The organism is Streptomyces sp. NPDC002787, from assembly GCF_053592095.1.
In genome coordinates this window covers 102,635-127,021 of record NZ_JBSFVC010000023.1, presented here as the reverse complement: position 1 = coordinate 127,021, position 24,387 = coordinate 102,635, and the positions used below count along the sequence as shown (strand labels likewise).

Sequence of the window (24,387 nt, the reverse complement as noted above, 5' to 3'; positions counted from 1 at the left end):
CATGCGCCAACACTGATCACCCCGGACGAGTGGGCTGGGCCGCCGCCTACTCGGTCAGGGCTTCAGTGCTGGTCAGCGGCCTGGAGGGGGTTCATCGATCCGTCACGTGTGACGTCTTCGCGTACCCGCTCGGCGCGGTGACGCGACCTGTACTGTGCGACATCCCGTGAGTTCCCCTGAGCTCCGCTGAGTCCCTGGGCCCGTGGCCAGGGGGTTCTTCCTCCTTCGTGTGCTCTGCTGGCTTGTGACGTAACTTCGGGATTCTTGAAGCGTTCTCATCTCGTCCGACCGGTTCGCAGTCGGGTCGAAGGTGAGGAGGCTCGGGTTGGCGGCGCTGGCAGTCGTACGAGACCTGCGTGAGCACTGGGCGCCCACATCGGCGGAGGAACTGGAGCAGTTCGAGACCGACGTGCTGTCCGGATTCGTCCTGGCCCGGGCCTCGGCAGGGCTGGCGGACGGCACTATCCGCGGGGACGTCGGTCACCTGGATCAGATCAGGACCTGGTTCGGCCGGCCGCTGTGGGACATGGAGCCCGCCGACGCTGACGTGTACTTCGGGAAGGTGCTGCGGCACTCGCCCAGCGGGACTCGGCTGGGCCGGTCGCAGGCCCTGAGCACGTACTTCATGTTCCTGGAGCTGCGGCACAAGGTCGAGATCCACCGGATGACCGGCCGGGTGGTCGAGTGCCCGATCGACGAGATGAACCGGCCACGCGGGGCCAAGGACGCTCAGTTGCGGATCCCGCCGCGTGAGCCGGAGGTCAGGGCGCTGTTCACGGGCTGGGGCGGTGAGCTGGCGACCTGCCGGAAGTTCGCCCCGACCGCCCGGAACTACACCGCCTCAAAGCTGATGTCCCAGGTCGGCCTGCGGGTGAGCGAGGCATGCGGCCTCGACCTGGACGACATCAAGTGGGACCTGGGCCGCTTCGGCAAGCTGCACGTCCGCCACGGCAAGGGCGCCCGCGGTTCGGGGCCGCGCGAGCGGATGGTGCCGCTGATCAACGGTGCCGACCGGACCCTGCGGTGGTTCATCGAGGACGTGTGGGGCCAGTTCGACGACGACCACACACGGCCCGGCGCCCCGCTGTTCCCGAGCGAGCGGAAGAACACCGACGGTTCCGCCCTCCGGGTCGGCGACGACGCCCTGCGCAACGGTCTCGACAACGCCGTCGAGGCTCATCTGCCGGGCTGGACGGACAAGTTGACACCGCACGTCCTGCGGCATTTCTGCGCGTCCCAACTCTATGGGAACGGGCTGGACCTGCTTGCAATCCAGGAGGTCTTGGGACATTCCTGGATCGCCACCACGATGCGGTACATCCACGTGCAGCAGACCCGGGTCGAGGACGCCTGGGTCGCCGGGATGGAACGGGCCGCGAAGCGGTTGGAAGGACTGGCCCGATGAGGTGGAACCTGCGGCTGACCGCCGCGAACAAGGGTATCTGGAAGGCGTCCGAGCTCCAGCGGAGCCTGGCCGAGCACGGCCTAGTGATCTCGGCTGGGAAGATGTCCGGACTGTGGTCCGGCCAGCCGGTCTCCCTCAAACTGGACGACCTGGACGTCATCTGCGTCGTGCTCGGCTGCGAGATCGGCGACCTGCTGATCCCCGAACCGCAGAAGGTCACCCGCCCCGGCGAGGAGACCGTCACCCAGACCGCTGTCGGCGCCGCCGCACCGGTTCCGGCGGTGGTGCCCAAGCGCCGCGACGGCCGGTCGCTGCCGCCTGCATGAGCCGGTATCCGAAGGGCTACCACAAGCCCACCGATTCCTGCGACGGCTGCCTGGCCTGGGGCGACTTCAGCGGACGACTCTGCCCTGCCTGCTACATGTTCGGCCGCAGCCACGAGACGGCCGCCTGCGTCGGCTGCCGCCGCATCCAACCGTTGAAGTGGGACTACTGCCGTCTGTGCTGGTGTCAGGCCCGGCTCCACGCCAAAGCCACCGTCAGCCGGCCGGCCGCCGAGACCGATGTGAGAGACCGACTCAACTCCGTCCGGCACCACCAACTTTTCTTCATGGGCTTGCACTACCGCAGAGGATCTGCACCCGTCGTTGCGCGACGCGGAGGAGGGCGAGGAGCCGTCCGGAAGCCTCCACCCGCGCCGGCCTGGCGGCCGAATGCCGACCGGAGACAGATGCCGCTGTTCGGACAGGTCCCGCGTGACTACGGTCGCCTCGACCCGGCCGCCGCCGATCTGGCCAGCCCTTGGCTGGCCTGGGCGAAATACCTCGCCTACCAGCTCGCCGAGGCCCGTGGCTGGGGACGCGGCATCCGCTTCGCCGTCAACCGCGGCCTGGCCCTCGTCCTCACCGGCTACGTCGAGGGCGACGTCATCCGGCACACGGAGATCTTCGCCCCACTGCGGGCCCTGGACCTGCGGGTCGGCCACGTCGTCACGGTCCTGGAGGAGATGGGGATCTTCGAGGACGACAGCGAACCCTCCTTCGAGGGCTGGCTCTCCGAGAGGCTTGAGGGTCTCGCACCCGGCATCCGCTCGGAGACCGAGCGCTGGACCCGCGTCCTGCACGACGGTGGCCCCCGCAGCCTCCCGCGACGGGAAGGCACAGTCTGGCTCTACCTCAACCGGGTCCGTCCGGCCCTGCTGGAATGGTCGAACCGCTACGACCACCTGCGAGAAGTGACCCGCGACGACGTCCTCGCCTACGTCAAGACACTGCACGGCCGCCAGCGGCATGACCAGCTCGTGGCCCTGCGTTCGCTGTTCAGCTGGGCCAAGAGGAATGGGCTGGTCTTCCGCAACCCGACCAGCCGGATCAAGGTCGGCCAGTACGAGTACGGTGTGCTGCAGCCGCTGGTCCCCGCCCAGGTTGATCGGTCCGTCGCGGTGGCCACCACCCCAGCGACGCGGCTCATCCTCGCCCTCGCGGCGGTCCATGCCGCCAGGGTCGCCCAGATCGGCACGCTCATGCTCGACGACGTCGACCTCGGCAACCGACGGCTGACCATCGCCGGACGCGTCCGCCCGCTCGATGACCTCACCATGAAACTGCTGCTGGACTGGCTGGAGCACCGGCGAAGCCGGTGGCCAAGCACCGCGAATCTCCACCTGCTGATCAACAACCAGACCGCCACCAAGACCAGCCGCGCCAGCAACCACTGGATCAGTGCCTCGATGCGCGGGCAGGACGCGACGCTGGAGCGGCTCCGCGTCGACCGGCAGCTCGAAGAGGCTCTGACCCACGGGCCCGATCCGCTTCACCTCGCCGAGGTGTTCGGGCTCGACGAGAAGACCGCGATGCGTTACGCGGACTCCGCACGGGCACTACTGGAGCAGGCAGCCGAGCACTCGGCATCGCCCTCGGGAAAAGAACTTGGCCCGGATTGACCGGACTTGAAGAATGACGGCCATGCAGACTCGACAGGCATGGCCTGATGACGCAACAGCGGTCGCCGGTGTCTACGTGCGCTCCTGGCAGGCGGCGTTTGCCGGTCTTGTCCCCCAGCACTACCTCGACGCCCTGGACCCAAGCCGCGAAGAGTCCGAGTGGAAGACACGCATCGCGGAGACACGATGGCCATTGTCGGGAGTAGTGGTAGCCGAAACGGAGGCGGGGATCGTCGGATTCGCAGGTTTCGGCCCGTCTCAGGAGACCCCTGCCGTCGCGGAAATCGGCACGCTTTACGCGATGCCCGAGGTCTGGGGCACTGGGATCGGGAAGCACTTGATGCTGGCCACGTTGACGACTCTCGGACAGGCCGAGTACACGCAAGCCACCTTGTGGGTCCTGGAAGACAATCGTCGCGCCCGGCGCTTCTACGAAGCTGCCGGCTGGCGCGCAGACGGCGCAGCCGTGGAGGACACCACCGGTGGGGCCTCTCTCAACAAGGTGCGCTACCGCCGCCCTCTTGGCTAACCCGCTCGGCGTCTTGCCCGTCCAGGGAACCAGAAACGGCAAGGTCGCGAGTTGAAGTCGAACTCACGGAAGCAACTCCGTAGAGCACGACGACGGACCCTTAAGTTCCCACCGAGAACCCTTCAGTTTGCGTGAACTCGCGGGACTCGCTGGCCTCGGGGAACAATGGAACAGCGGTTGGCGCTAAGGAATGATCTTGTCCGAGTCGGGGACCAGTAGCGTGACGTGGAGGCGTCATACTCGCTGGTAGAGCCCCGTTTTGTGACGGCTGGACGTCACGCTCGCAGCCGAGCGCGGCGGGCCTCACGACGGCGCCACGCTCTTGATCGACAGCGTCCTGAGCAGTAGACGGTGTCCTGGCGGCGGCTGGCGCCGGCGAACGTGATTCGCCCGCACTCCGGGCAGGTCAGCAGCCGGATCATCCCCTCGTCGCCGGTCCACTCTGCCTCGCCGAGCATCAGGGCGAGGCCCATGATCCGATCGCTGGTCCGCCGGTCCCTGTACGCCTGGGCCCGGCACACGTCGTCGCAGTACCGGCGCCGCGGCGAAGCCTTTCTCGGCAGCCGGGCCCCGCAGGAGGCGCAGAAGCGGATACGGCCCACGCTTCCAGCATCACGCGCTCGGGTGGGGTCCGTCCTGGTCCGGCCTTGGGGAACATCGGTACAGCCGTTAACGCTAAGCCGTTGATCTTGTCGTCTGCCATGTTGAGGAGCGCTCATGGACCAAGCGCCGACGTCATGGGCCGATGCCCTGGCCGAGGAGATACGGACCAGCTACCCGAGCGTGCGGCTTGAACTCGGACGCGATCCCGGTCCGTATCTCGTGCTGTTCTGGATCGGCCTCTCGGAGAGTGAGCGAGGGAACGGGATCGGCACGCGCGTCATGGAGCACATCACCGCGGTGGCCGACCTGCATGGTGTGCCGGTGGCGCTCAGCCCGAGCGGCAATTTCGGCGGGGACCCGGACCGGCTGCACGCGTTCTACCGGCGCCTCGGCTTCGTCACCAATGCCAGCCGCGGCGAGATCGGCTCTTCCAGGGAGAGCATGATCCGCGCACCACGCGACCCCACTGGGGGTGTCGCCGAGATTAGCGCCAAGGCCGCCAGTAGTTGATCTTGAGGCTCGTAGGAGAGTTTGCCGACGGGCGGTGAGGTTCAGGATCGGCTCATGACCGAGTTGCTATGGCACGACGATGCCACGATCGAGTTGTCCGTCTCCCTCCCGGCCAAGGGCGGTCTTCCAATGCAGGGCAAGCCGGAAACCAACAGTTTCCGGGAGGTGAAGGTCGCCTTCCACGGCGGCTTGGTCTACATCCGCCCCTTCCCGTACAGCCCGGGCAGCGAGGGGAAGCGGGTATTCGTGGTGCCCGCCACTGCGCTGGTCCGTGCCGAGCTTCCGGACGGAACAACTGAACTCCATGAGCCTTGAGGTGCGCCGAGGCGAGCCCAGAAGGGGCCATGGGATGATCTTGTCCGATGAGTGGTGAGCAGAATTCCGATGTCCAGCCGGGGCGGCTGGCCCGTTTCTTCGCACGCCTGGGGCAGGGCGGCAGGCTGCCCTTGGACGAGGCTGCCGCACGTGCCGCCGACTACTTGGAAGGCGTTGACCAGCAGGGCCGTCGGCTCCAGGTCCGCCGGCGCGGGTGGCGGCTGTCGTGGGAGGAGGCCGCCGACCGGGCCGCCGCGGACTTGGAGGGCCGGTAGGCGCCTGGGCCGCGCGGACGCGTGACCTTGCGGGGTGTGGGGGCGTTGAGCCGGTGACGCGTGCACTGGTCTGGACGCCCCACGTCGGGCCGGTGCAGTCCGCGGCCCCCGATTCCGCGCTCTGGCGTCGGGGCCGCGTCAGCTTCCCCCGAGGCGTACGAGGTCCTGATCATCCCCGAGCGGTCAGGGCCTTCGTGCTGCCGGGCGCCGTTGCGTGCGACCCCGGCCGGGGTGGTGGACTGGTGGGGCTGCCGGACCGGGGCCCAACCACGGTGACGGTCCGGCAGCCCGGGAGCGTGGCGCCGTACGGCGCTGGCGGGCTCCTTGGGGGTGCGGGGGCGGTGGGGGCCGTGCCCGCACCGCGCGGTCAGCGTACGGGCCAGGGATAGCGGCGGGCGAGAACCGTCCACTCCTCATCCGGTTGGCCGGGCACGGTCCGGCCGTCGGTCTCCCACCGTGCGGCGAGCGCGGTGAAGATCGGCTCCAGCTCGGAGCGGGGAACCGTTTGGCTTCCGCTGCGCTGTACGCCGATGGCGGGCGTGAGCCGCATCGTCGTGGTCACGCCTCCTTCAACGCCGTCTGTGCCGTCCGGGTTACTTGAGGGCCCGCCCATCAGCGGCGGGGGCGCCAGCGGGTGAACATGCACTGGTCATCGCCTGCGCCGAGCCGGAACGGCAGGGCGATGCGGTCCAGGGGGAAGGTCTCGCCGGGGGCGTGGACGGTGTAGCCGAGCCGGGTGTAGAAGGCGGCCAGGTCGCGGTCGGCCTCGTACGAGCCGTACAGCAGGAAGTAGCCGAGCTGCTGGTGGACCTGCCAGGTCCGCTTGAGCAGCGCGGCGGCGATGCCCTGGCCGCGGGCGTCTTCGGCGACAGCCAGGCCGTGGATCTTGGCGACGAACATGCTCAGCGCCATGGCCTTCTCGGCCGTGTATCCGTTGTTCATCGCCATGTCGATGAGGGTGCCGGGGGCGGTGGCGGAGAGCACGCCCACGGTGCGGTCGGTCTCGTCGGTGGCGACCAGCGTCAGGGAGACGGTGGTCAGGGCCTCGTTCATCGGCCGGTCGGTGAAGGTGTGGGCGGCGGCGTCGTGGTACGCCTTCATGCCGCCGCCGAGCCCGGCGAGCATCGCCGAGGACGCCGAGCCGTCCTCGATGGCGGCCCGCAGGATAGGGATGATCCTCACGCCGTCGCCGGTGGTGGCCATCAGCGCGTTCGCCGCCTCGACGTCCTGGCCGCGGGCCAGACCGATGCGGGTGCCGGCCGGGCCCTGCCAGCCCGCGCGGACGCGGTCGGCGGACAGCGGCGGCGCCTGCCGGGCCTTCTTGGTCGTCTTGCCCATGGTCTTCGTTCCCCCTGGAGGTGGTGTTGCCGGGCGGCGTACGCCCGCCCGACGCTGAGATGGATCTTGTCCCGGCGGGCGGGCGGCCTACCGCCGGTTTCCGGCCGGAAGTTCCTCGTCGTCGCGCTGGTCCTCGTGCTCGTCCGCGCTGTCGTCGGGCCAGCGGCCGAACGGACCGATGCGGCCAGGGCCTTCGGCCCCGAGTACACCCGGGCCCTTCGTACGGTGCGTCGTGCGGATCACGTGTCCTCCCCTTCGCGCCGGGCCTGCGCCAGCAGCGCCGCCACGACGTCGTCCGTCTGTTCCTCGCTCTGTTCAACGAGCGTGTCCATCACGTCGTCGGCGGCACCGCCGAGAACTTGCCGCTGGAGGCGTTCCATCAGCTCGGGGTCGGTGCCGCTGCCGGGGCCGGTGAGGTCCACCCGCATCGGCCGGCGCGGGGCGACGATGCCCGGCCCGGCGCTCGCGTCGGTCTCCTCGGCGTCGGCGAGCGCGCGGTAGACGGAGGCGACGGAGGGGTGCTGTCCGGCGTTCTTCCCGGTCTTGATGGTCAGCTTCCCCGCGATCTCGGGGACGGGGACGCCCTTGTCCTTGAGTGCGCGGGCGAACAGCAGCATGTCGTCGTCGATGACCTTGGGCCGTCCGCCGTGGTTGCCCTTGGTCGCGGCGGCGACCTGGCCCTCCAGGGTCTTCTCCCGGATGTAGTTGCGGTCGAGCTGGGCGGCGACGGCGAGGACGCCGAAGAACATCGCGCCCATGCCGTTGGGGTCGTAGATGCCGGTGAGGGGTCCGGTGAGGAGTTCGAGCTGGACGCCGGCCTTCTGGAGCTGGTTGGACAGGGTCATCAGCTCGGCGGCGTTGCGGGCCAGGCGCTTGAGTTCGTGGACGGTGAGGATGACCTCCTGGTCGGGGGCGGCCTCCTTGATGTCGTACGCCAGCTTCAGCGCCGCCTCCAGCTTCGGCCGCGTTTTCACGCGCGTGCTGATCTTCTCGGAGAAGATCCGCTTGCAGACCGGTTCGAGCGCGTCGAGCTGGCTCTGGAGTTCCTGCTGCGCGGTCGAGCAGCGGGCGTACCCGATCCGGATCGGCTTGGCCGCCGCGGCGGCCGGCAGAGCCTCCACGGGCGGACCCTGCTTCCAGGGGCGTCCCGGGCCGCGGTCTTCCGGCACGAGGACGTCGAGTTCCTCGCGGAGCGCGGGCACGAGGATGAAGCGGGCGGTGTGGTACTTCGTGGCGGTCTTCCCGCCGCGGGTGCGGCAGGCACTGCCCGCCGGTGCTTCACACTTCGGACAGTCGTTTCGTTCTACCGCGTTTGCGGCTTGATCGGGCGTCAGGTCCACCCCGGGAGTCTGTCAGAACTGTCTCGCACAACACGCGGGTTTTGAGAGGACTTCTGCGAACGGCGACCTGCGGAAATGTGATCGACTCCGGGCCTCTCGCAGAACTCTCGCAACTGTTCATTTATGAGAATCACGCTGCGTGCAGCCTTGGCCCTGCCTCGCTCACCGAGGAAGATCACCAGGGGGGTGCGGGCACGGTGGCGGCCATCTGTTCGAGCTTCGCAAGCAGCAGCTTGCAGTCCTCGACGGCGTCGTGCGGACCGCCGAGCGGCTGGTTGCGGTAGGCGCCGCGCTTGACCGACCACAGCCCGCGCCACACCGCGTAGGGCACCATTGCGTCTTCCCACCGGACCCGGCTCAGCCACTGCTCGGCCGCTGCGGTGTCGCCGTGGTGGCGGGCCAGTTCGCGCTCGAAGACGCCGCGGTCGAAGTCGGCCTTGTACGACACCAGCGTGCGGCCGAGGAGCACGTCGGTCAGCGGGGACAGCAACTCGCCGAAGGAAGCGGCCTGGGCGACGCGCTCCGGGGTGATGCCGTGCACGGCGATGGCCGCCTGTTCGATGGCGGCGTGCGGCTGCACGTACTCGTTGAAGACCACGGTGCCCGCGCGGTCGACGGCCGCGATCTGCACCGCGTAAGCGTTGTCCAGGCCGGTGGACTCCACGTCGACGGCCAGGAGTTCGTCGTCAGCGAGCAGGCGTCGGGCCCAGTGGGCAACTTGCTCGCGTTCGCGCGGCCAGGTCGCCGGGCGCCGCAGCGCGCGGACCGCGTCGTCGAGGACGCGGTGGCCTTCGTGGGTGGTATGCACCCGCCACAGTGGCCGGCCGCCGTCCGGCTCGGCGGCCACGGTGCCCAGGTACGTGCCGTCCTCGTACGCCGCCCAGGTCGGCCGGTCGGTGTCGGCGGGCCTGACGAACTGCACGGGCCGTTCGTCGACGTCACGGACGAACAGGTCGTCCCAGGTGGCCGGGTCCTCGGCGCCCACGTCCTCCACGGTCGTCACCGGCAGCTCCCGGGTCAGGAGTCGTACGCCCAGGACCGGCCGGTCTGGCGGTACTGCTCGACGGGGATGGGGTCGACGCCGGGCCGCATCCGGTTGAGGTACAGCAGCCCGTCGAGGTGGTCGATCTCGTGGGCGATGAGCCGGGCAAGCCCCCGCTCGTAGACCGTGGTCACCGTGGTGCCGTCCAGCGCGGTGGTCTCCACGGTGATCCGCAGAGGACGGGGAACGAGGCCGCGGACGTCGAAGAACGACAGGCACCCCTCGTACTGCTCGTCATTCTCCTCGGAGGCGGCGGTGACGCGGGGGTTGAGCAGCACGATGGCACCGGCGCCGTCGTCGGGTGGCTGGACGACGGCCGCAGCCCGGCCGATGCCGATCTGCGGGGCGGCGATGCCCATGCCCTTGGCGAAGGTGTGGACGCGGGCGATGCGCTCGATCGAGGCGAACAGCATCTCCACGGTCTGCTCGGCCGCCTCCCGCTCGGCGGGCAGGTCGAATGGGCGGGCCGGTTCGGCAAGAACGGGGGCGCCGTGCTGGACGACCCCGAGGTCGCGCATCTGCTGGCTGGGCCGCACCTCGATCACCTGAACTCCCTTGACATCGCGTCCTGTTCGGGCCGGGCCCGGAATCTCCATTCCAGACGATATCGGGCGTGCAGCACCGGCTGGGCGGTCGTCCAGGTGAAGACCCGCATCCCGTTCTCCTCACGCCGGCTGGGGGCTGAGCGCAGCGGGGACGCCTCGGCGCTCATCGAGGTCTCGGTGCCCCACACCACCGGATCGAGCGCGGCCGGAAAGGCCAGCTCGACCTCCAGGTGCTCGGTGGGCAGCCGTACGGCGCGCTGGAACCAGCGGCCCCACTTGGTGTCGCTGACGGTGTAGGCGTACTCGATCCACACCCACTCGCCGGGGTAGAGCGGGAAGCGGCCCTGGTCGTTGTCGAACAGCAGCCAGAGCTCCTTGAAGGCGTCCCGGTCGTGCTTGGCCTGCCAGCGCATCGCCTCCCCACGGCAGGTCGCCGTGAGTGCGAGTTCGTCCCAGGTCAGCGGGTGGGCCCGGTAGTGGGCGTTGGAGCGTTCCGGATCGCCGGGGTAGCGGTCGACGGAGATGCGGATCAGGTAGCGGGTGATCGGGTCGCTGCCGGTGTTGTGCAGCAGGCGGCGCATGGTGAGCCGGTACAGGTTGCCGTCGTAGTCGAGGCGGGCCGCGTCGTGCTCGACGACGATCGCCGAGCCGGTGGCGTACGGCTGCTCGCTCCGCCGCGGCGTCGGCACGCCCGTCGTGGCCGCCTTGGCCTCCCGGGCTTTGGCCGTCTCGTACTCGCACCAGCGTCGCCAGATGGCCTTGCCCGCGTTCAGCGTCTCGTCCGCGCGGCGGGCGAAGTCCTCGGTCGGCTTGTGCCGCCCGGATTCCACGTGGCTGACGTAGGAGGGGTGGAAGCCCATCAGCTCGGCGAGGGCCTTCTTCGGCATCCCGCGTACCTCGCGCCAGTAGGCGACCTCGGCCGCGAAGTCTGCCGCGGCCTGTTCCACGGTGACCGTGTCGCCCTGCGCGTCCATCAAAGCCCCCGCTTGATCGGCCAGTTGAGTGCGTGAGTGAACCGTGAGTGAGGACAGTTCACCATTCTGTCGGCGTCCTTGCCGCCGGTTTCCTTCCCTCACCGGCCCGGTTCGACCCCCGTGGCCGGCGAGAGGGGATGCGCGATGCGCCTGCTGTATCTGCTCAACGTCTCCAACCCGAACCGGCTGTCGGCGGACTCCGGCTTCACCTTCGCCGACCTGCTCGCCCCGGCCCTGACCGATGCCGGGGCCGAGGTGACCGTGGCCGCCCCGGTCGCGGCCGGGGACGCCCGGGTGGGCTTCGAGCCCACCGAGGCGCCGGCCACGAAGTACCGGGCCCGCTTCGACCCTGGCCTGGACGGACTCGTGGATCTGGTCCGGCGGACGCGGCCGGAGGTGGTGGTGGCCAACCAGGTCGAGGCCGCCCCGGCGATCCGGGCCGCGCTGCTGGAAGCCGGTACGGACGCGCTGATCGCCGGGTACTGCCACTACCTGCCGTTCTCCTTCGCCGACGACGGGAACCTGACGCTGGACCCGTCGCTGGACGACGGCGGACTCGGACGCAGCGTCCTGCTGGCCTTCGCCGCCGGGCTCGCCGCCTGCGACCGCGTCCTGGTCCACTCCTCCACCGCCGCGTCCTGGACGACAGCCGCCGCCGCGCGGATGGGCGCGGACCTCGCGGAGAAGCTGCACGTCGTGCCCGCCCCGCGCGATGAACGCCTTCTGCGCGACCCCGCCGAGGTGGCGGTGCCAGACGGGGAGGCGGTCGCCGTCTACAACCACCGGCTCTACGCGCACTACGGCACCGCCCAGTTCACCGCCCTGGCCCGCCGCCTGGTGGTCGAGGCGCCCGTACGGCTAACGGTGATGGACCTGTTCGGCCAGCGCAGCCCGGAGCGCGTCCGGCTCGACCCGAGCCCCGAACGGCACCGGGACGAACTCGCCGCCCTCGACCGCGTCACCCTCGTCTCCGACCGAGGCGACCGCGTCCGCTACCGCAACCTGCTGTCCGGCGCGCACTTCGGGATCGCGCCGTTCCGCGCGGGCTGCCCCTGGTCCATGTCCGTGATCGACTGCCAGGGCATGGGCCTGCCCGTCATCGCCCCACGCACCGGCTGGCTGGCCGAGCACATCGACCCTGAGCTCCTCTTCGACACCGCCGACCAGGCCCTGGCCATCGCCGCCCGGCTCGCCACCGACAGCGAGTTCTACCGCGTGCACGCCAAGCGTGCGCACGCCGCCACCGCCGACCTCACCCCCGCCGCCGTGGCCGCCCGCTACCTGGAGGCCCTGCGATGACCGCGCTGTTCGACGCGGTGATGCTGTCCTACGACGAGCCGCTCGCGGACAGGCTCCACGCCCGCCTCCAGCGGGTGCTGGGAGTGAAGGTCAAGCGGCTGCACGGAGTTCAGGGGATGCGCCGGGCCTACCGGCTGGCCGCCGAGATCGTGGACGCCGAGCAGTTCCTGCTCGCCGACGCCGACTTCGTCATCGCCACCGAATTCGCCCTCCCCTCCATCAAGCCCCTTCAGGAAGGGGTGTCGATGCGGGTGTGGCGGGCCCGCAACCCGCTCAACGGCCTCATCTACGGCTACGGCGGACTGAAGCTGATCCGCCGCTCGGCCCTGCGGCAGCTCGGCGAGGCCGTCGACGTGCTGGCCGCGCTGCCCGGCCGCACCGAGTTCGTGGCAGACATCGCCGGCACCACCCGGATCAACCAGTCCCCGTATCACGCCTGGAAGGCCGGTTTCCGCGAGTGCGCGATGCTCTCGCGCGGCAGCGAGTACGGCATGGACGACGCCGAGGCCGCCGAGCGGATCGCCGCCTGGACGGCCAGCGGGGAGGGCGAGTTCGCCCAGTTCGCCGTCTCCGGCGCCCGCGAAGGCGTCGCCTTCGCCCACGAAGCGGCTCGCGCCCCCGCCCTGTTCGACAAGCTCAACGACCCCGCATGGCTGTATGCCCGGTTCACCACCGGGCACGGTGAACAGGCCATCGCCGGATGACCGCCGTGCCCCTGGTGCTCGTCGAGCCGGGCGCCCACCGCCTCGGCGGGCACCGCCACCGCACCCTGACCGCGCTCGCGACCGCGCACCACAACACCGTGGTGGCCGCCCCGTACGGCATCGCAGCCGGGACCTGGGCTGCCCTGGGGGCGGCCGGGGTCCGCGTCACCGGCCCCGCCGGGGTGGTGCCCGCCGTGCTCGCGGCGGGCAGCATCGCCGCCACGGTGGTGGCCGCGGCCGGGCGGCGGGCGTTCGCCTCCCGCCGCTGGCCCACGGCCGTACGCCGCTTCCCGCACCAGGTGACGCTGGTCTCCCGCTGCCTGGCGGAGGCCGCCTGTATCCGCGCCGGCCGCCGCATCGCGGGGCACAGGGCCGCAGTGGTGGTGCTCAGCGCCAGCGAGGCCCTGCACGGCGCCGCCGGGCTGCTCGGCGGGCCGCATACCCGGTTCGTCCACGAACTCGTCACCACCGAGGACACCGTGCTGCGGCTGGCCGGCCGCATGGCCCGCCGCGGCGAGCGGCGGGTGCGGGTGCTCGCCCCCACCGACGCTGTACGCGACGAGCTGACCGCCGCCTTCCCCCGCCTGCCCGTCGCGGTGCGGCCGTTCGCCGTCGCCGACCCTGGCGACCGGCTCACCGACGCCGAACGCGTACGGGCCCGGGACACCTTCGGCATCCCGGCAGCGGAGGCGGCCGTGTGCCTGGTCGGCGGCTGGTGGCCCTACAAGGACACGGATGTCGTCGACACAGCCCTCACCCGGCTCGACGTCCCCGTGCACCTGCTGGTCGCCGGGACGCCGCTCGAACACGAGGTGCTTCACCGGTGGGGCGCCCTGCCCTACGTGCGGCTGCACACCCTGCCCGGCCCGGCGAGCGAGACCCAGATCCGCGCCGTCTACGCCGCCTGCGACGCCGCACTCGTGGCCCGCCGGACCGGGGTGGGCAAGGAGTCCGGGCTGGTCATCGACGCTGTACGCCTGGGCGTCCCGTTGATCGTCTCCGACCACGATCCGCACCTGACCAAGGCCCTCGCCGGGCAGGACTGGGCCCGCCTGTTCCCGCCGGGCGACGGCGCCGCCCTGGCCGACCTTCTGCGTGACCTGGCCTGGTCTCCGCTGCCCCGGCCCGCCCCGTACACGGCCCCCGCGCTCGGCGTGCCCACGTCCGCCGAGCAGACCGCCTTCCTCACCGAGCTGAAGGAGCTCCAACCGTGCCCGCCCTGCCCCCGCTGATCGCCGTCGTCGGCCCCGTGGAACCCGCCCTGCTGACCGCCTGGGTGCACCACTACCGCACCCTGGGCATCGAGCGGTTCCACCTGGCCTTCCACTTCCCCGAGCACGTCGACGCCGAGCGGCGCCACCAGGTGCAGGCCGCCTGCCGCGAACTCGGAATCGTCCCCACCGCCGTGAGCTGCGGGCCGTGGCACGAGCACACCAACCCCCAACTGCGGGACGCCCTGCGCGAGCACGCCGGCGACGGCTGGCACCTGCTCGCCGACTCCGACGAGTTCCACGCCTACCCCGCCCCGCTCACCGAGGTCCTGGCCGAGGCGGATCGGTCGGGCACCGGCACGGTGGGCGGGCTGATGCTCGACCGCCTGGCCGCCGACGGCGCCCTGACCGGCTGGGACCCGCAAGCGGGCCTGGACGCCGCCTACCCGCTCGGCGGGTTCCTCACCCACCACCTGCTGCGCGGCGACCCCCGCAAGATCGTGCTCGCGCACTCCAGCGTCGCGGTGGCGTCCGGCAACCACCGCGCCGAGGGCCACCGCCCCGCCAACCGGCCCCCGGTCCTGGTCCACCACTTCAAGTGGCGCGACGGCGTACGGCAGGACGTCGAGCGGCGGGCGGAACACTCGGCGGACGGCACCTGGAAGACCGCCTCCCCGGCCCGGCTCGCCGAAGCCCGGCGCCTACTGGACCACCTCTCGCGGCACGGCGGCCGGATCGCCGTCGACTCCCCGCGCCTGAACCTCCGGCCCGTCTCGCTGACGGCGATTCCCGGCTGGTGGGCGGCGGAGGCGACGCGGCTGGTCGCCACGTGGCGGCCCCCGGTGCCCGCGGCGAGTCAGAAGGAGCCGGGCTCGATGATCTCCTCGCCCTCGTCGTGAGGGGGCTCGAACCGGGCGTAGAAGTCATCCAGCGCCTCCGGGGTGACGGTCAGCGCGTTGCCGTCCTCGCGCTGGTTGCGCTCCTGAAGACGCCGCAGCAGCTCCTCGCGAGGGACGGGGAAGTACAGCAGCCGCGGGCGCCCGCCGGCCTCCTCGACGAGCTTCTTCCACTCATCCCGGGCCGAGCGCAGCCACAGTCCGTGGTCCAGCACAACGTCCTGCCCGGCCGCGACCCGCTCGACCAGCTCGGCGCGGACCTCGGCGACCACCGGGGCCTCCAGCGCGAAGTAGTCCCGCTCCGGGTAGTCCACGCCGTACCGGCCGTGCCGGGTGTGCACCCGCTCGTCCACCGACAGCCGCACCGCCCCGGCTGGCTCCAGCCGCCGCCTGGCGTACGTGGTCTTGCCCGACCCGGTCAGCCCGACCAGCAGATACACCACCGGCCCAGCCGCTGCCGTCTTCACCCGCGCTCCTCCTTCGCCCGTGAGGCACTCCTTCCGCCCAGCCTGCCACCCTCACCCCTCGCCGTGCGGCCGGATCGGCCGCCCCTCGACCCAGGAGGTCACCCCGTGATCCCTCCGCCCCTGCTGCGTGCTCTGCGGGCGTATGTGCGGTACGCGCCCGGTCGTCTCGGCAAGCCGCAAATGGCCACCCGGCTGAGCGACCACCTCAAGCACCATCCGCTCACGGCGACCGCCCGCACCGGGGACGGCGCGGTCTTCCCCGTGGTGACCAGCGACGTCATCCAGCGCTATCTGTGGCTGTTCGGCGCGTGGGAGCCACACCTGACCGCCTGGATGCGCGCCCGCCTCACTCCGGGGGACCTGGTGGTGGACGCGGGCGCGCACACCGGCTACTTCACAGTGCTGGCCTCCCGGCTCGTCGGTCCCACCGGCCGGGTCGTCGCCATCGAGCCGTCCCCCGCCTTCCACCGGGCGCTGACGGCGAACCTCGCGGCCAACGGGTGCGCCAACGTCCGCACCGTCAACGCTGCCGTCTCGGACTTTGCCGGGCGGATGACCTTCTACCTGGAGCGCTCTACCAACCTCGGCGGCACCACCACCGTCCGCCCACGCACCGTGGAAGCCTCCTTCGAGGCCGACGCGGCACCGCTGCCCCACCTGCTTACCGAAGAGGAACTCGCCGCCGCCCGCCTGATCAAGCTCGACGTCGAAGGCGGCGAGGGGGCGGCCGTGCGCGGGCTCGCCCCGCTCCTGCCCCGGCTGAGCGACGACGCCGAGCTGGTCATCGAGGTCACCCCCAGACTGCTGGCCAAACAGGGCCAGGCCGTCGACGACGTCCTCGGACCCCTGTGCGAGCACGGCTTTCACGTCTACCGGCTCGCCAACGACTACGCCGCAGGCAGCTACCCGGCCGCCCTCGCACGGCCCGCACCCGCGATCCGGTGGCACGGGCCCGTCACCGAGATGAGCGACCTCGTCCTCTCCCGAACCGACGCCGCCACCCTGCCGCCCCGCCCCTGAACCGCGCCCTACGCTCCAGGGGCCCGGCCGGAGGACGTGACGGACCTCCGGCCGGGCCCCTGGCCATGCTCAGGCGCTTCCCGCCTCGCACACGCCGCGTACAGCGTCGCGGATGTCCAGGACCATCACGCCGTCGATCTTCTCGATGCCGCCGGAGCCGAAGCGGACCCACAGCGGGTAGGCGCCGGCGTCGCGGGCGAAGGCGAGTTTCTGCGCGGACGCCGCGTTCGGCGCGGAGTCGATCTCCACCACGACGTCCGGGAGTCCGGGCATCCAGATCACCACGTCCAGGCGCCCGTAGCGGCCCTTGCCGTCCGGCACCACGGGCAGCCGCAGCTCCCTGTAGGCGCGGGCGTACGGCGCCAGCACGCTGTCCTCCAAAAGCTCCTCCTTCATGGACAGTGCCACCCGCGTCAGGCTCCGCGTGAGCTCGGCGGTGGTAGGCGGGCGACCTCCCTCCGCCCGGTCTGCCGCAACGTCCTGGGCGGCCTCCTGGGACCAGGTGGCCAGCAGATCGCCCAGCTGCCACGCCACCAGCTCCAGGTGCTCGGCTTCCACTGGGCGGGGGCGGCGTCCGGTGAGCTGGTGGAGCCAGCCCTCGGCCCAGTGCGCCTGATCGAGGAGCCGCAGCACTCCCTGCCCCTCACCGGCGGCAGCGCGGCCGGCCGCCTCCTTCGAGGGCAGCAGCGTCGCGGCGGCCCGGGCGACCTGCGCCAGGACCTGGTCGCGCCTTCCCTGCTTGCCCATGACCTCCTCGGCGGCGATGGCGCCCTGGAGATGCTTGGCCGCCCACCACCGCCACTCCGTCGCCAGCGGCGCCGGAACCTCCTGCGGTACGGGCACGGCATCGAGCAGTTCGGCGGCGCGACCGGCGGCGGCCTTCGCCGCGGCGGACAGCTCCGCCTTCATCCGCGGCTCGTTCTCCTGCCACCACTGCTGCTGGCACTTCCAGCACCGGGGGTGCTTCTTCGCCGCCGCCTCCGGGGTCACCATCGCGGTGTGCCCGCACACCGGGTAGGTGTAGGAGACCCGGTAGCCGACGCACTCGCGGCAGGCGGCGACGTCGCCGTTCTTCCACTTTGGCAGCGTGGTGCGGGTGGAGATGTTCTCCTCCCACTCGTGCCCGGCCGCACACCGCCACCACACCGCGACCTGCATCTTCGGCGTCGCCTTCTGCGGCGTCAGCCCGCCGTTGCGCTCCTGGAGCCACATCGCGACGACCTGCGGATACGCCTCAGCCAGCGACACCCCTAACGACCGCGCCACCCGGACACCCCTCCTCGCGCTCACGGCCAGGCCCTCCCCGGCCCGGCGTCTCACCCGGTCAACGACCCGCAGGGCCGCATGGAGACGCCCCGCGCCAGCCTCACGGCTGCTCGTCATCCTCGTCCAGACCGCCCGCGGCCGGGTCACGCAGCGGACGCAAGCCCCCGCCGGCCGGGACGGTGGCCCGGAAGCTGTAGCGGCCCAGGCAGTTGAGGTTGGCGTGCTTGAGCGGCGAAAGCCGGGCGACGTCCTCGTCCAGGACGTCGTACTCCCGCTCCTCGGCGGGCAGGGCCCGCAGCTCCTCCACGGCGGCGTCGAGGTAGCGGGTCGTCCACAGCACGGCTGCGTTCAGGACCAGGCCGAGCGCGCCGAGCTGGTCCTCCTGTCCCTCGCGGTACGCCTGCATGATCTGCCCGCGCTTGCCGTGACAGATGTCCCGGGCCAGCTTGTGCCTCGACTCCTGCACGGTGAGCTGCCGGTTCATCTGCCTGCGGTAGGTGTCGTCCACCGGGTCGACCACGCGCAGCAGGTGCAGCGTCTTGGCGATCCGTGTCCTCGGCCCGTTGAACTCGCTACGAGCTGCGTTGTCGTCGTCTAACCTCGCGGATGTGAGGACTGCCGAAGCCCGAGACACCATCGCCAAATGGGTCACCCAGCAGATCGGTGCCGGATTCCGCCGCGACGTCGAGGAACTGGACGTTGGCCGTGCGGAGCACCGCAGGAGCCAGCAGGGGCTCCATCCCGCCTACGACGCGGCTCGGGCCCCGGAGGTCCCACCCACCGTGGTCAGGACGCGGCAGGTGCCAGCCGGGCAGCAGGCGGGTGTGGTCTTCACCTGGAAAGTGGAGAGCGACAGCCCGCCCTACTTCATTGTCGACATCCCCACCTACTGGCCCCGACGGATCGCAGCCCCGGGATGGGCGCTCATCGCCGACCACCCTGTGATCGACGTGCTCGCCTGGGATTCCCTGCGGCGTCCCGCCAGGATCAAGTCCGTCAGGCTGCACTCCTACTTCGATTCCTCGATCCACGGCTGGCGCAGCTGGGCGGACAACGTGGAGTACGACATCGACTGGAATGATCCCGAACGTCCCGTGCTGCGGGTTCCCGAGACTGCGTAGCCAGCACACAGAAGATCCTGGTGAGTCGAGGAGAGGCTCGTATAGCTGCGGCCAGGATGGCGTGTAGCACGCCGTACCCGGGAGCTGCAGTGGTCCAAGGCCGCCGGCTGACCTTTCGTGCTGCCGCCGGGGGCCCGGTATGCTGCCGGGCAGGCGGCCACGACCGCCGACCGCTGAAGGGGGTCTTCCGCTCACGCCGGGGTCCTCGTTGGTAGGCCAAGCCGTCCTTCGACGCATCGTGCACCTGAAACTGCCTGCCTTCAGAGCGGCGTGTGCGTGAGGCGCGCTGCTGTACGGAGTCAGACATGCCTACGAGCCAGCCCAGGAAGTCGCGGAAGCGCACCCGGGAGATCCGAGAGCAGAGCCGGGCCACCGGCGCGCGGTACACCGAGGCGATGCGGGCGAACGACCGCACCCGCGATGGCGCCCAGCAGTCACCGCCGCCGAGCCGCATCCCCACCCGCACCTTGCTGCTGCCCCTTGTACCGGACGCCCTGGCCGGCCTGTACGAACTGGACGAGTTGCTCCTGAGGCTCCGAATGGACATGGTCCTGGACCATGAGGGAGTGCTGATGGGTTACCGGGACAGCGAGGGGGTGTCGATCCCCGGCGCGCCCATCGAGGACGTCTTCGAGGCGTACTGGCGGGTGCGCGACGCGCTGCCCGAGGGGACGGAGGAACTGGTGGACGGAACGGAGGAGTACCCGCCCAACATCCTGCTGCTGGTGGGCCCCGACGGTGGCAACCTGATGCACCTGGCCGCCATTGAGGTGGCCGAAGCGGACCTCGCGCTGCTCGCCGCGTTCGCCGACGCGCTCGACCGGGCGGCCGGGCCGCGTCCCGGCCCGGAGTTCGAAGCGCTCACGGAGGCGCTGGGCGAACTGGGGCGAGTGCCCTACTACCCGTGGATGCCCGAGGGGGACGAGGCCACCGTCGCCCGCTGGGTGCGGCGGTCGCTGTCGCCGGTCCTGATCTCGCCCTTCGAGGGCCCGCGCGGCGGCGCCGACCACGAGACGCTGTCCGGGGTGCTGCGGTACGCCGAGGGCTTGGGCTGGGAGAGCGTCAAGGTAGACCAGGACGAGGAGCAGGCGGCCGAGCGCGTGATCTGGAACATGATGCGCGCGGCGACGTGAGCGCAGCCATGCACATCCGCGTGGGCTCTGGCCCTGTTGGTGTGCGTGCGTCTGCCTCGTGCTGCCGCCGGACTGCCTCGTGCTGCCGCCGGACTGACGCCGGCGCCCGCCTCCGGTGCCCGGCTCGCGGATACCCGGCACCCGCACCGTAGGGGGTCGTTGTACTTCCCGAGACCCGCCATCCGGCGCGGGCCTGGCAGATGGGATGGCTTGGGTGATCGAGATCGATCCGTACGGCGAGCTGAAGAAGCAGATGGCCAAGGCGAAGGAGCGCTTCGCCTCCGAGGTCGACGGCGCCACGATGACCGTGGTGAAGGACGACGGCGTGCACCGTCACCTCTCCTTCCGGTTCCCGAAGGCGTCGTGGGAGTGGTGCGAGGTCATCACGTGGCCGGGGGTGCTGGTCCTGCGCGGCGGGTTGGGCTGCTGGTCGTTCACCCGCGTCGACGACATGCTCGACTTCTTCCGGCCGAGCCCGAACAACGAGCGGATCGACCCCGTCCACTGGGCGGGGAAGCTGGTCCCTGGCTCGGGCAGTGAGGTCAAGGAGTACTCCGCAGACCGGGCCCGTGCCTATGTGCGGCAGGCCGTGGCGGAGGCGGTGAAGACGCACGACCACATCCGGGCCGAGGACGCCGAGGAGTGGCTGTGGTCGGACTTCGCCTGGGCGGAGTTCGACAGCGAGGCGGCTCTGATGCGCACGCTGGGCCGGTTCGAGGGCCGCGTTGACGCCGACCGGCCCCTTGGTGAGTCCTTGGAGGAGTTCACGGCCTCCGAGTTCCACTTCCCGGTGCGTGACTGGGATCTGTACCGCTACAGCGACTGGTTCCTGCTCTCCTGCGTGGTGCTGCCCTGGGCAGTCGAGCAGTACGACGCCGCGTTGGTGCCCGCCGGCTGACAACCCTTTGCTTCAGCCGGTGGCCACTGGCCGTCACTACCGGAAGCGTTCGGTCACTGATTCAGGGCCGACCATCTCCGGTCGCGGGGAACGTCGGTACAACCAATAACGGGTAGCGGGCACTCTGCTTCGCGATTGGACGGCGGCCATCCGCTTCCCACGGATTCCTCGCAATGAGACGACCTGCCAGCGGCTTTGGAATGAGCGCCGCCGTGTACGGGCCCCCGTCCTGCCGGATGACCGCTCGGGACCAGGCAGCCGGCCCGGCTGTGTCGGTGCACGGCGGTAGTATCCGAAGTAAGCATGTGGCACACCGCGCGGCGTCGGCGCGGTCGAAAGCTCGGCCCGGCGGCTGAGGTGAGGATCAGATCCGAAAGAACGGCATCCCGGTGCCCCGCAACCGAGCAGGGCACCGGCCCCCGTATCGATGCGATCAGGAGATCCCGTGCCACTCAACGACAGCCGCAGCACCCCCGGATACGTCTGCGGACGCATCATCGCCGCGTACGAGCTCATCGCCGCCCAGGTCGGCCAGGAGCTGCCCCTGAACGACCTCAACCTGTCGGCCACGCACCCGATATACACCGTCCCGCGCCTGCGGGCTGGGCAGGTCCACAAGGCGCTCGCCCGGATGCGCAGGCAGAATCCTGACGGTGTCGCCCGCGTCGAGGCGTACATCTCCGACCTGGTCGCGAGGCTCGATCACTTCCCGGAAACACTCGACCCGGAGCAACGGGCCGAGTATGTCCTTGGAGAAGCGCACCAAAAAGTGGTCGGCCTGCCCTTCTGACCGTCCCGCCGGAAACCTCCCCTTGACGAGGATCACGCCGGTAGGCTCGACGTTCCACATCTGCCGTGGCCTAGGGGGGGGCGAGGCCTGTGCTGCTGAACAAGCTGCACGCGCTGACGGTCCGGGCGTTGGCGAAGCTGCGCGGCAAACCGGTCACCATCAGACGACTGCAAATGCTGGAGCCCGGCGAGTACGGCCACCCCGTCCGGGACAACTCGGGACCCGCTCGCCCGCCGTCATCTGATGGGGCCGAGGCGGCGACACATGACGGGGCTCAGCCTGGCGAGGCGGATACTGTCGCCTCCTCAGTTGACGACCTGCGGCACCTGTCCATTCTGTCCAGGCATCCGGCCGCAGCGCGGTATGACTTCTATCGCCGGGTCTTGGCCGAACACGACAGCATTCTGTCGAACATGGGGTACTACACGAGCGAGGCACACTCTGCTTCTGCTCTCGTGGACCTGCTCACTGCGGCGGCCCGAGAGGCTACGGGAAGAGCAGCAGAACGGGACTCGGACGGCGACCAGTTCAACGACGCCGAGGCTTACTACGCAGACCTGCCACCAGAGCAGCGACGGCACCTTGCCGCGGAGACGGCTGAGACGATCAACAACACCCTGGCTCGGCTGTTCGTGCGACTCGGCCCCCCGCCGGAGGGCCTCGAACACGACTCCAGCCCGGCGACAAGCGGTGACGGGGGAGCAAACCGGTGACGACGGACGAACGACTGCCCGCCGAACCCAGGCCGGAGAATGACCCGGTCATTTCCGCAGCGCTGCAAGTGGCCATGCAGTGGAAAGAATTGGACGCTGCCCACCTCGCGGCAGCCATGGCGGCGATGGAGCCGTCACTACGCCGCGAGCACCGTGAGCGGATGGTCCGTCTGGAGATGCAACGCGAGGCAGCGCAGCAGAAGCAGGTAGAACGGCAGCAGCAGCGCGCGCACCGTCGGCACGTGACAGAACTCGTTGTCGGTGCGGTGGTCGCTTTGGCGATGCTCGGGAGCGGCGTGTACGTGGCTCCGGAGTCCTGGTGGCTGTCCACCCTCCTCTGCGGCCCGAGCCTGCTCGCCCTGGTCAAAATCTTCGTTCTACGGCGTAGCGATCCTGGCGACATGGCGGCTGTCGCAGGCGCAACCCGGACGTCGACGAACGCAGCAGGCCAGGCCCAGCCACCGCAACCGCCCCCTGTGGTCTGACGGCGCAGGGGGTACACGCCCCTGCCCACCGGCGCCCCACCTCGCACCCCGGACGCTCCCGCAATCCCCTGGGCCCGCAGGCCGTAGCGTTATCTGGGGTCGCCAGAGGGCTTCAGGCATGTTGACCGAACTAGACCCAGAGAGCACCGGTGCTGACGTTCGGGTACATCCTGCACTTCCAGCGGTGTGGGTGTTACGTCCGGTTGAGCGAGCCCGCTGTGCTTGTCGGTATGGAGTCGAAGCGGTCGAGGCTGCCCCGTCTGATTCGATGGGGCCTGGTGGCGGTCGCCGCAGTGGGCGTGCCGGTCCTGTTCACGGTGGTGTTGTGGCAAGTGCCGTGGTGGCTCGATGACCACTACCTGAACGAAGACCTCTCGCCGGCACAGGGCACCACAGTGTCGGGGATGCGCACGGCTCTGACGGCGCTCGGTGCTGGCCTACTGGTGGCGGCTGGCCTGGGCTACACCCACCACACCTTGCAGCAGACGCGTGCCAGGGACCGGGAGCAGGCGGAGCTGACGCGCGAGGGCCAGGTTACCGACCGGTTCAGCAGGGCCATCGGTCAGATTGCCTCGGCCAAGGCGGTCGAGCAGCTCGGGGGCATCTACTCGCTGGAACGGATCATGCGGGACTCGGCGAAGGACCATGCCACTATCGTGGAGGTCCTCGCCGCCTTCATTCGTGAGCACGCTCCGGCTCCTGACCGGGGCAAGTCCAGGGCCGTGCCGGCCCACCGAAGGCTTTGGCGGAAAGTCCTCACGCGTGTCCCGAAGCGATTGCGCCGCTACGTCTCCATGCGATTGCTTGGTTTCCTCCGGCCGAAGCCTGAGGCTAGTGTCCGTCCACGTCCGAGCGAGCCGGTACAGGCGGCACTGTCCGTGCTTGTCAGACGCCCTCAGGACCGAGACGAACCGTTCCGGCTAGACCTGAGGCGAACCGATCTACGCAACGCACAACTGAACGGGGCACACCTGGAGAGGGCAGACCTGTTTGAGGCTCGCATGCAAGGGGCCAGGCTGGCAGGTGCTCACCTGGAGAAGGCGAACCTTTGTCATGTTGATCTAGGCATTGCAGTCCTGGAAGGCGCGCACTTGCAGGGGGCACTGCTGCGGTACTCCCAGCTGGGCCTCACCAACCTTCGCGGCGCCAATCTGGAGGGTACGTGGGGCCTCACGGTCGAACAGTTGGTCGGGGCGCAGCTAAGTGAAGACACCAAACTTCCAGCATCTCTGGCCGAAGATCCCGAGGCCCTTGCACGACTTGCTGCTTTGAAGGAGGCGCGCCTCCGAGCCTTCCGCACTGTCGCCGACACCGCGCACGACCGGCACGGCCAGAGCCGCCGTGCCTAGTTCGGAGAAGGTATGTGAGGCAAGTAGTCCTCAGCGGTACGTGCCTAACGGGATATCTGGGGGTCGTTCAGGCACGTTGGGCACATGAGCCGTCGCCCCACGATGCGGTAGGTCGAGGCCTCACAGGTAGAGGTGGGACGGAATCCGGTCGTCCGCCCGGTCCAATCAATACCGGAAAGGACCATGACCAGTTCGGACAGGATTGCGATGTCCGGGA

The 24,387-nt window shown here is 70.1% G+C and carries 28 protein-coding genes and 1 pseudogene; 19 read left to right on the top strand and 10 right to left on the bottom strand.

What is annotated here, in order from left to right:
- Positions 1-325 precede the first annotated feature (325 nt).
- The 7 genes from ACWD26_RS29795 (at position 326) to ACWD26_RS29765 (ending at position 5,579) form a co-directional block, all read left to right on the top strand.
- Complete coding sequence (locus ACWD26_RS29795) at positions 326-1,405, top strand: tyrosine-type recombinase/integrase (protein WP_451275045.1); 1,080 nt, start codon at positions 326-328, stop codon at positions 1,403-1,405.
- Positions 1,402-1,731 carry a helix-turn-helix domain-containing protein gene (locus tag ACWD26_RS29790; RefSeq protein ID WP_451275044.1) on the top strand — a complete coding sequence of 110 codons (330 nt, stop codon included), beginning with the start codon at positions 1,402-1,404 and terminating at the stop codon, positions 1,729-1,731. Before ACWD26_RS29795 ends, ACWD26_RS29790 begins: the two co-directional genes overlap by 4 nt.
- 404 nt (positions 1,732-2,135) lie before the next feature.
- A complete protein-coding gene (locus ACWD26_RS29785) occupies positions 2,136-3,347 on the top strand; it encodes a hypothetical protein (RefSeq protein ID WP_451275043.1) in 1,212 nt (403 codons plus the stop codon).
- Between the two features lie 22 nt (positions 3,348-3,369).
- The gene (locus ACWD26_RS29780) at positions 3,370-3,876 is read left to right on the top strand and encodes an N-acetyltransferase family protein (RefSeq protein WP_451275042.1); all 507 of its coding nucleotides are present in this window, start codon (positions 3,370-3,372) and stop codon (positions 3,874-3,876) included.
- A gap of 717 nt (positions 3,877-4,593) precedes the next feature.
- The gene (locus ACWD26_RS29775) at positions 4,594-4,989 is read left to right on the top strand and encodes a GNAT family N-acetyltransferase (protein ID WP_451275041.1); all 396 of its coding nucleotides are present in this window, start codon (positions 4,594-4,596) and stop codon (positions 4,987-4,989) included.
- 54 nt (positions 4,990-5,043) lie between these two features.
- A complete protein-coding gene (locus ACWD26_RS29770; RefSeq protein WP_451275040.1) occupies positions 5,044-5,304 on the top strand; it encodes a hypothetical protein in 261 nt (86 codons plus the stop codon).
- A gap of 47 nt (positions 5,305-5,351) precedes the next feature.
- Entirely contained in the window at positions 5,352-5,579 is a 228-nt protein-coding gene (locus ACWD26_RS29765; RefSeq protein ID WP_451275039.1) for a hypothetical protein, read from the top strand.
- Positions 5,580-5,946: 367 nt separating this feature from the next.
- Here the strand turns inward: ACWD26_RS29765 and ACWD26_RS29760 are convergent, their stop codons facing one another.
- The 7 genes from ACWD26_RS29760 to ACWD26_RS29730 all read right to left on the bottom strand — a co-directional run bounded on the left by ACWD26_RS29760 (position 5,947) and on the right by ACWD26_RS29730 (position 10,818).
- Positions 5,947-6,141, bottom strand: coding sequence for a hypothetical protein (locus ACWD26_RS29760; protein ID WP_451275038.1), 195 nt, complete (start codon positions 6,139-6,141; stop codon positions 5,947-5,949).
- A gap of 50 nt (positions 6,142-6,191) precedes the next feature.
- A complete protein-coding gene (locus ACWD26_RS29755; RefSeq protein ID WP_451275037.1) occupies positions 6,192-6,917 on the bottom strand; it encodes a GNAT family N-acetyltransferase in 726 nt (241 codons plus the stop codon).
- 87 nt (positions 6,918-7,004) lie between these two features.
- Positions 7,005-7,160 carry a hypothetical protein gene (locus ACWD26_RS29750; RefSeq protein WP_451275036.1) on the bottom strand — a complete coding sequence of 52 codons (156 nt, stop codon included), beginning with the start codon at positions 7,158-7,160 and terminating at the stop codon, positions 7,005-7,007.
- Positions 7,157-8,257 (bottom strand): recombinase family protein, encoded by a 1,101-nt coding sequence (locus ACWD26_RS29745; protein ID WP_451275035.1) that lies wholly within the window; start codon positions 8,255-8,257, stop codon positions 7,157-7,159. Before ACWD26_RS29745 ends, ACWD26_RS29750 begins: the two co-directional genes overlap by 4 nt.
- Before the next feature lie 175 nt (positions 8,258-8,432).
- Complete coding sequence (locus tag ACWD26_RS29740) at positions 8,433-9,260, bottom strand: 3'-5' exonuclease (RefSeq protein WP_451275034.1); 828 nt, start codon at positions 9,258-9,260, stop codon at positions 8,433-8,435.
- Between the two features lie 14 nt (positions 9,261-9,274).
- Positions 9,275-9,844: a peptide deformylase gene (locus ACWD26_RS29735; protein WP_451275033.1), complete on the bottom strand. Its 570-nt coding sequence runs from the start codon at positions 9,842-9,844 to the stop codon at positions 9,275-9,277.
- Entirely contained in the window at positions 9,841-10,818 is a 978-nt protein-coding gene (locus tag ACWD26_RS29730) for a helix-turn-helix domain-containing protein (RefSeq protein ID WP_451275032.1), read from the bottom strand. Before ACWD26_RS29730 ends, ACWD26_RS29735 begins: the two co-directional genes overlap by 4 nt.
- Before the next feature lie 144 nt (positions 10,819-10,962).
- Here ACWD26_RS29730 and ACWD26_RS29725 point away from each other — a divergent pair, with 144 nt between their 5' ends.
- The 4 genes from ACWD26_RS29725 to ACWD26_RS29710 are packed head-to-tail and all read left to right on the top strand — an operon-like array spanning position 10,963 to position 14,931.
- Positions 10,963-12,117, top strand: a complete 1,155-nt coding sequence (locus ACWD26_RS29725; protein WP_451275031.1) for a glycosyltransferase family 1 protein — start codon at positions 10,963-10,965, stop codon at positions 12,115-12,117.
- Complete coding sequence (locus ACWD26_RS29720) at positions 12,114-12,821, top strand: hypothetical protein (RefSeq protein ID WP_451275030.1); 708 nt, start codon at positions 12,114-12,116, stop codon at positions 12,819-12,821. Before ACWD26_RS29725 ends, ACWD26_RS29720 begins: the two co-directional genes overlap by 4 nt.
- Positions 12,818-14,053 (top strand): hypothetical protein, encoded by a 1,236-nt coding sequence (locus ACWD26_RS29715; RefSeq protein WP_451275029.1) that lies wholly within the window; start codon positions 12,818-12,820, stop codon positions 14,051-14,053. Before ACWD26_RS29720 ends, ACWD26_RS29715 begins: the two co-directional genes overlap by 4 nt.
- Complete coding sequence (locus ACWD26_RS29710) at positions 14,032-14,931, top strand: glycosyltransferase family 2 protein (RefSeq protein ID WP_451275028.1); 900 nt, start codon at positions 14,032-14,034, stop codon at positions 14,929-14,931. Before ACWD26_RS29715 ends, ACWD26_RS29710 begins: the two co-directional genes overlap by 22 nt.
- On the opposite strand, the gene ACWD26_RS29705 is transcribed toward ACWD26_RS29710, so the two are convergent.
- On the bottom strand, positions 14,889-15,395 hold the full coding sequence (locus ACWD26_RS29705; RefSeq protein WP_451275027.1) for an ATP-binding protein: 507 nt from the start codon (positions 15,393-15,395) through the stop codon (positions 14,889-14,891). The genes ACWD26_RS29710 and ACWD26_RS29705 overlap by 43 nt on opposite strands.
- Before the next feature lie 105 nt (positions 15,396-15,500).
- Between ACWD26_RS29705 and ACWD26_RS29700 the strand changes: the two genes are divergently transcribed.
- Positions 15,501-16,415, top strand: a complete 915-nt coding sequence (locus ACWD26_RS29700) for an FkbM family methyltransferase (RefSeq protein WP_451275026.1) — start codon at positions 15,501-15,503, stop codon at positions 16,413-16,415.
- Positions 16,416-16,484: 69 nt separating this feature from the next.
- Here ACWD26_RS29700 and ACWD26_RS29695 read toward each other — a convergent pair whose 3' ends face one another.
- Entirely contained in the window at positions 16,485-17,681 is a 1,197-nt protein-coding gene (locus ACWD26_RS29695) for a zinc-ribbon domain-containing protein (protein ID WP_451275025.1), read from the bottom strand.
- A gap of 100 nt (positions 17,682-17,781) precedes the next feature.
- A pseudogene (locus ACWD26_RS29690) lies at positions 17,782-18,231 on the bottom strand (Tn3 family transposase); the annotation flags it as partial.
- 58 nt (positions 18,232-18,289) lie between these two features.
- Here ACWD26_RS29690 and ACWD26_RS29685 point away from each other — a divergent pair.
- From ACWD26_RS29685 to ACWD26_RS29655, 7 genes are all read left to right on the top strand, one after another.
- Positions 18,290-18,802 (top strand): hypothetical protein, encoded by a 513-nt coding sequence (locus ACWD26_RS29685; RefSeq protein ID WP_451275024.1) that lies wholly within the window; start codon positions 18,290-18,292, stop codon positions 18,800-18,802.
- 305 nt (positions 18,803-19,107) lie between these two features.
- Positions 19,108-19,935, top strand: coding sequence for a hypothetical protein (locus ACWD26_RS29680; protein ID WP_451275023.1), 828 nt, complete (start codon positions 19,108-19,110; stop codon positions 19,933-19,935).
- Between the two features lie 214 nt (positions 19,936-20,149).
- Complete coding sequence (locus ACWD26_RS29675) at positions 20,150-20,833, top strand: hypothetical protein (protein WP_451275022.1); 684 nt, start codon at positions 20,150-20,152, stop codon at positions 20,831-20,833.
- A gap of 445 nt (positions 20,834-21,278) precedes the next feature.
- Positions 21,279-21,623, top strand: coding sequence for a type I-C CRISPR-associated protein Cas8c/Csd1 (locus tag ACWD26_RS29670; RefSeq protein WP_451275021.1), 345 nt, complete (start codon positions 21,279-21,281; stop codon positions 21,621-21,623).
- A gap of 89 nt (positions 21,624-21,712) precedes the next feature.
- A complete protein-coding gene (locus ACWD26_RS29665) occupies positions 21,713-22,336 on the top strand; it encodes a hypothetical protein (RefSeq protein WP_451275020.1) in 624 nt (207 codons plus the stop codon).
- Positions 22,333-22,821 carry a hypothetical protein gene (locus tag ACWD26_RS29660; RefSeq protein WP_451275019.1) on the top strand — a complete coding sequence of 163 codons (489 nt, stop codon included), beginning with the start codon at positions 22,333-22,335 and terminating at the stop codon, positions 22,819-22,821. Before ACWD26_RS29665 ends, ACWD26_RS29660 begins: the two co-directional genes overlap by 4 nt.
- A gap of 149 nt (positions 22,822-22,970) precedes the next feature.
- Positions 22,971-24,170 (top strand): pentapeptide repeat-containing protein, encoded by a 1,200-nt coding sequence (locus tag ACWD26_RS29655; RefSeq protein WP_451275018.1) that lies wholly within the window; start codon positions 22,971-22,973, stop codon positions 24,168-24,170.
- Positions 24,171-24,387: the final 217 nt, after the last annotated feature.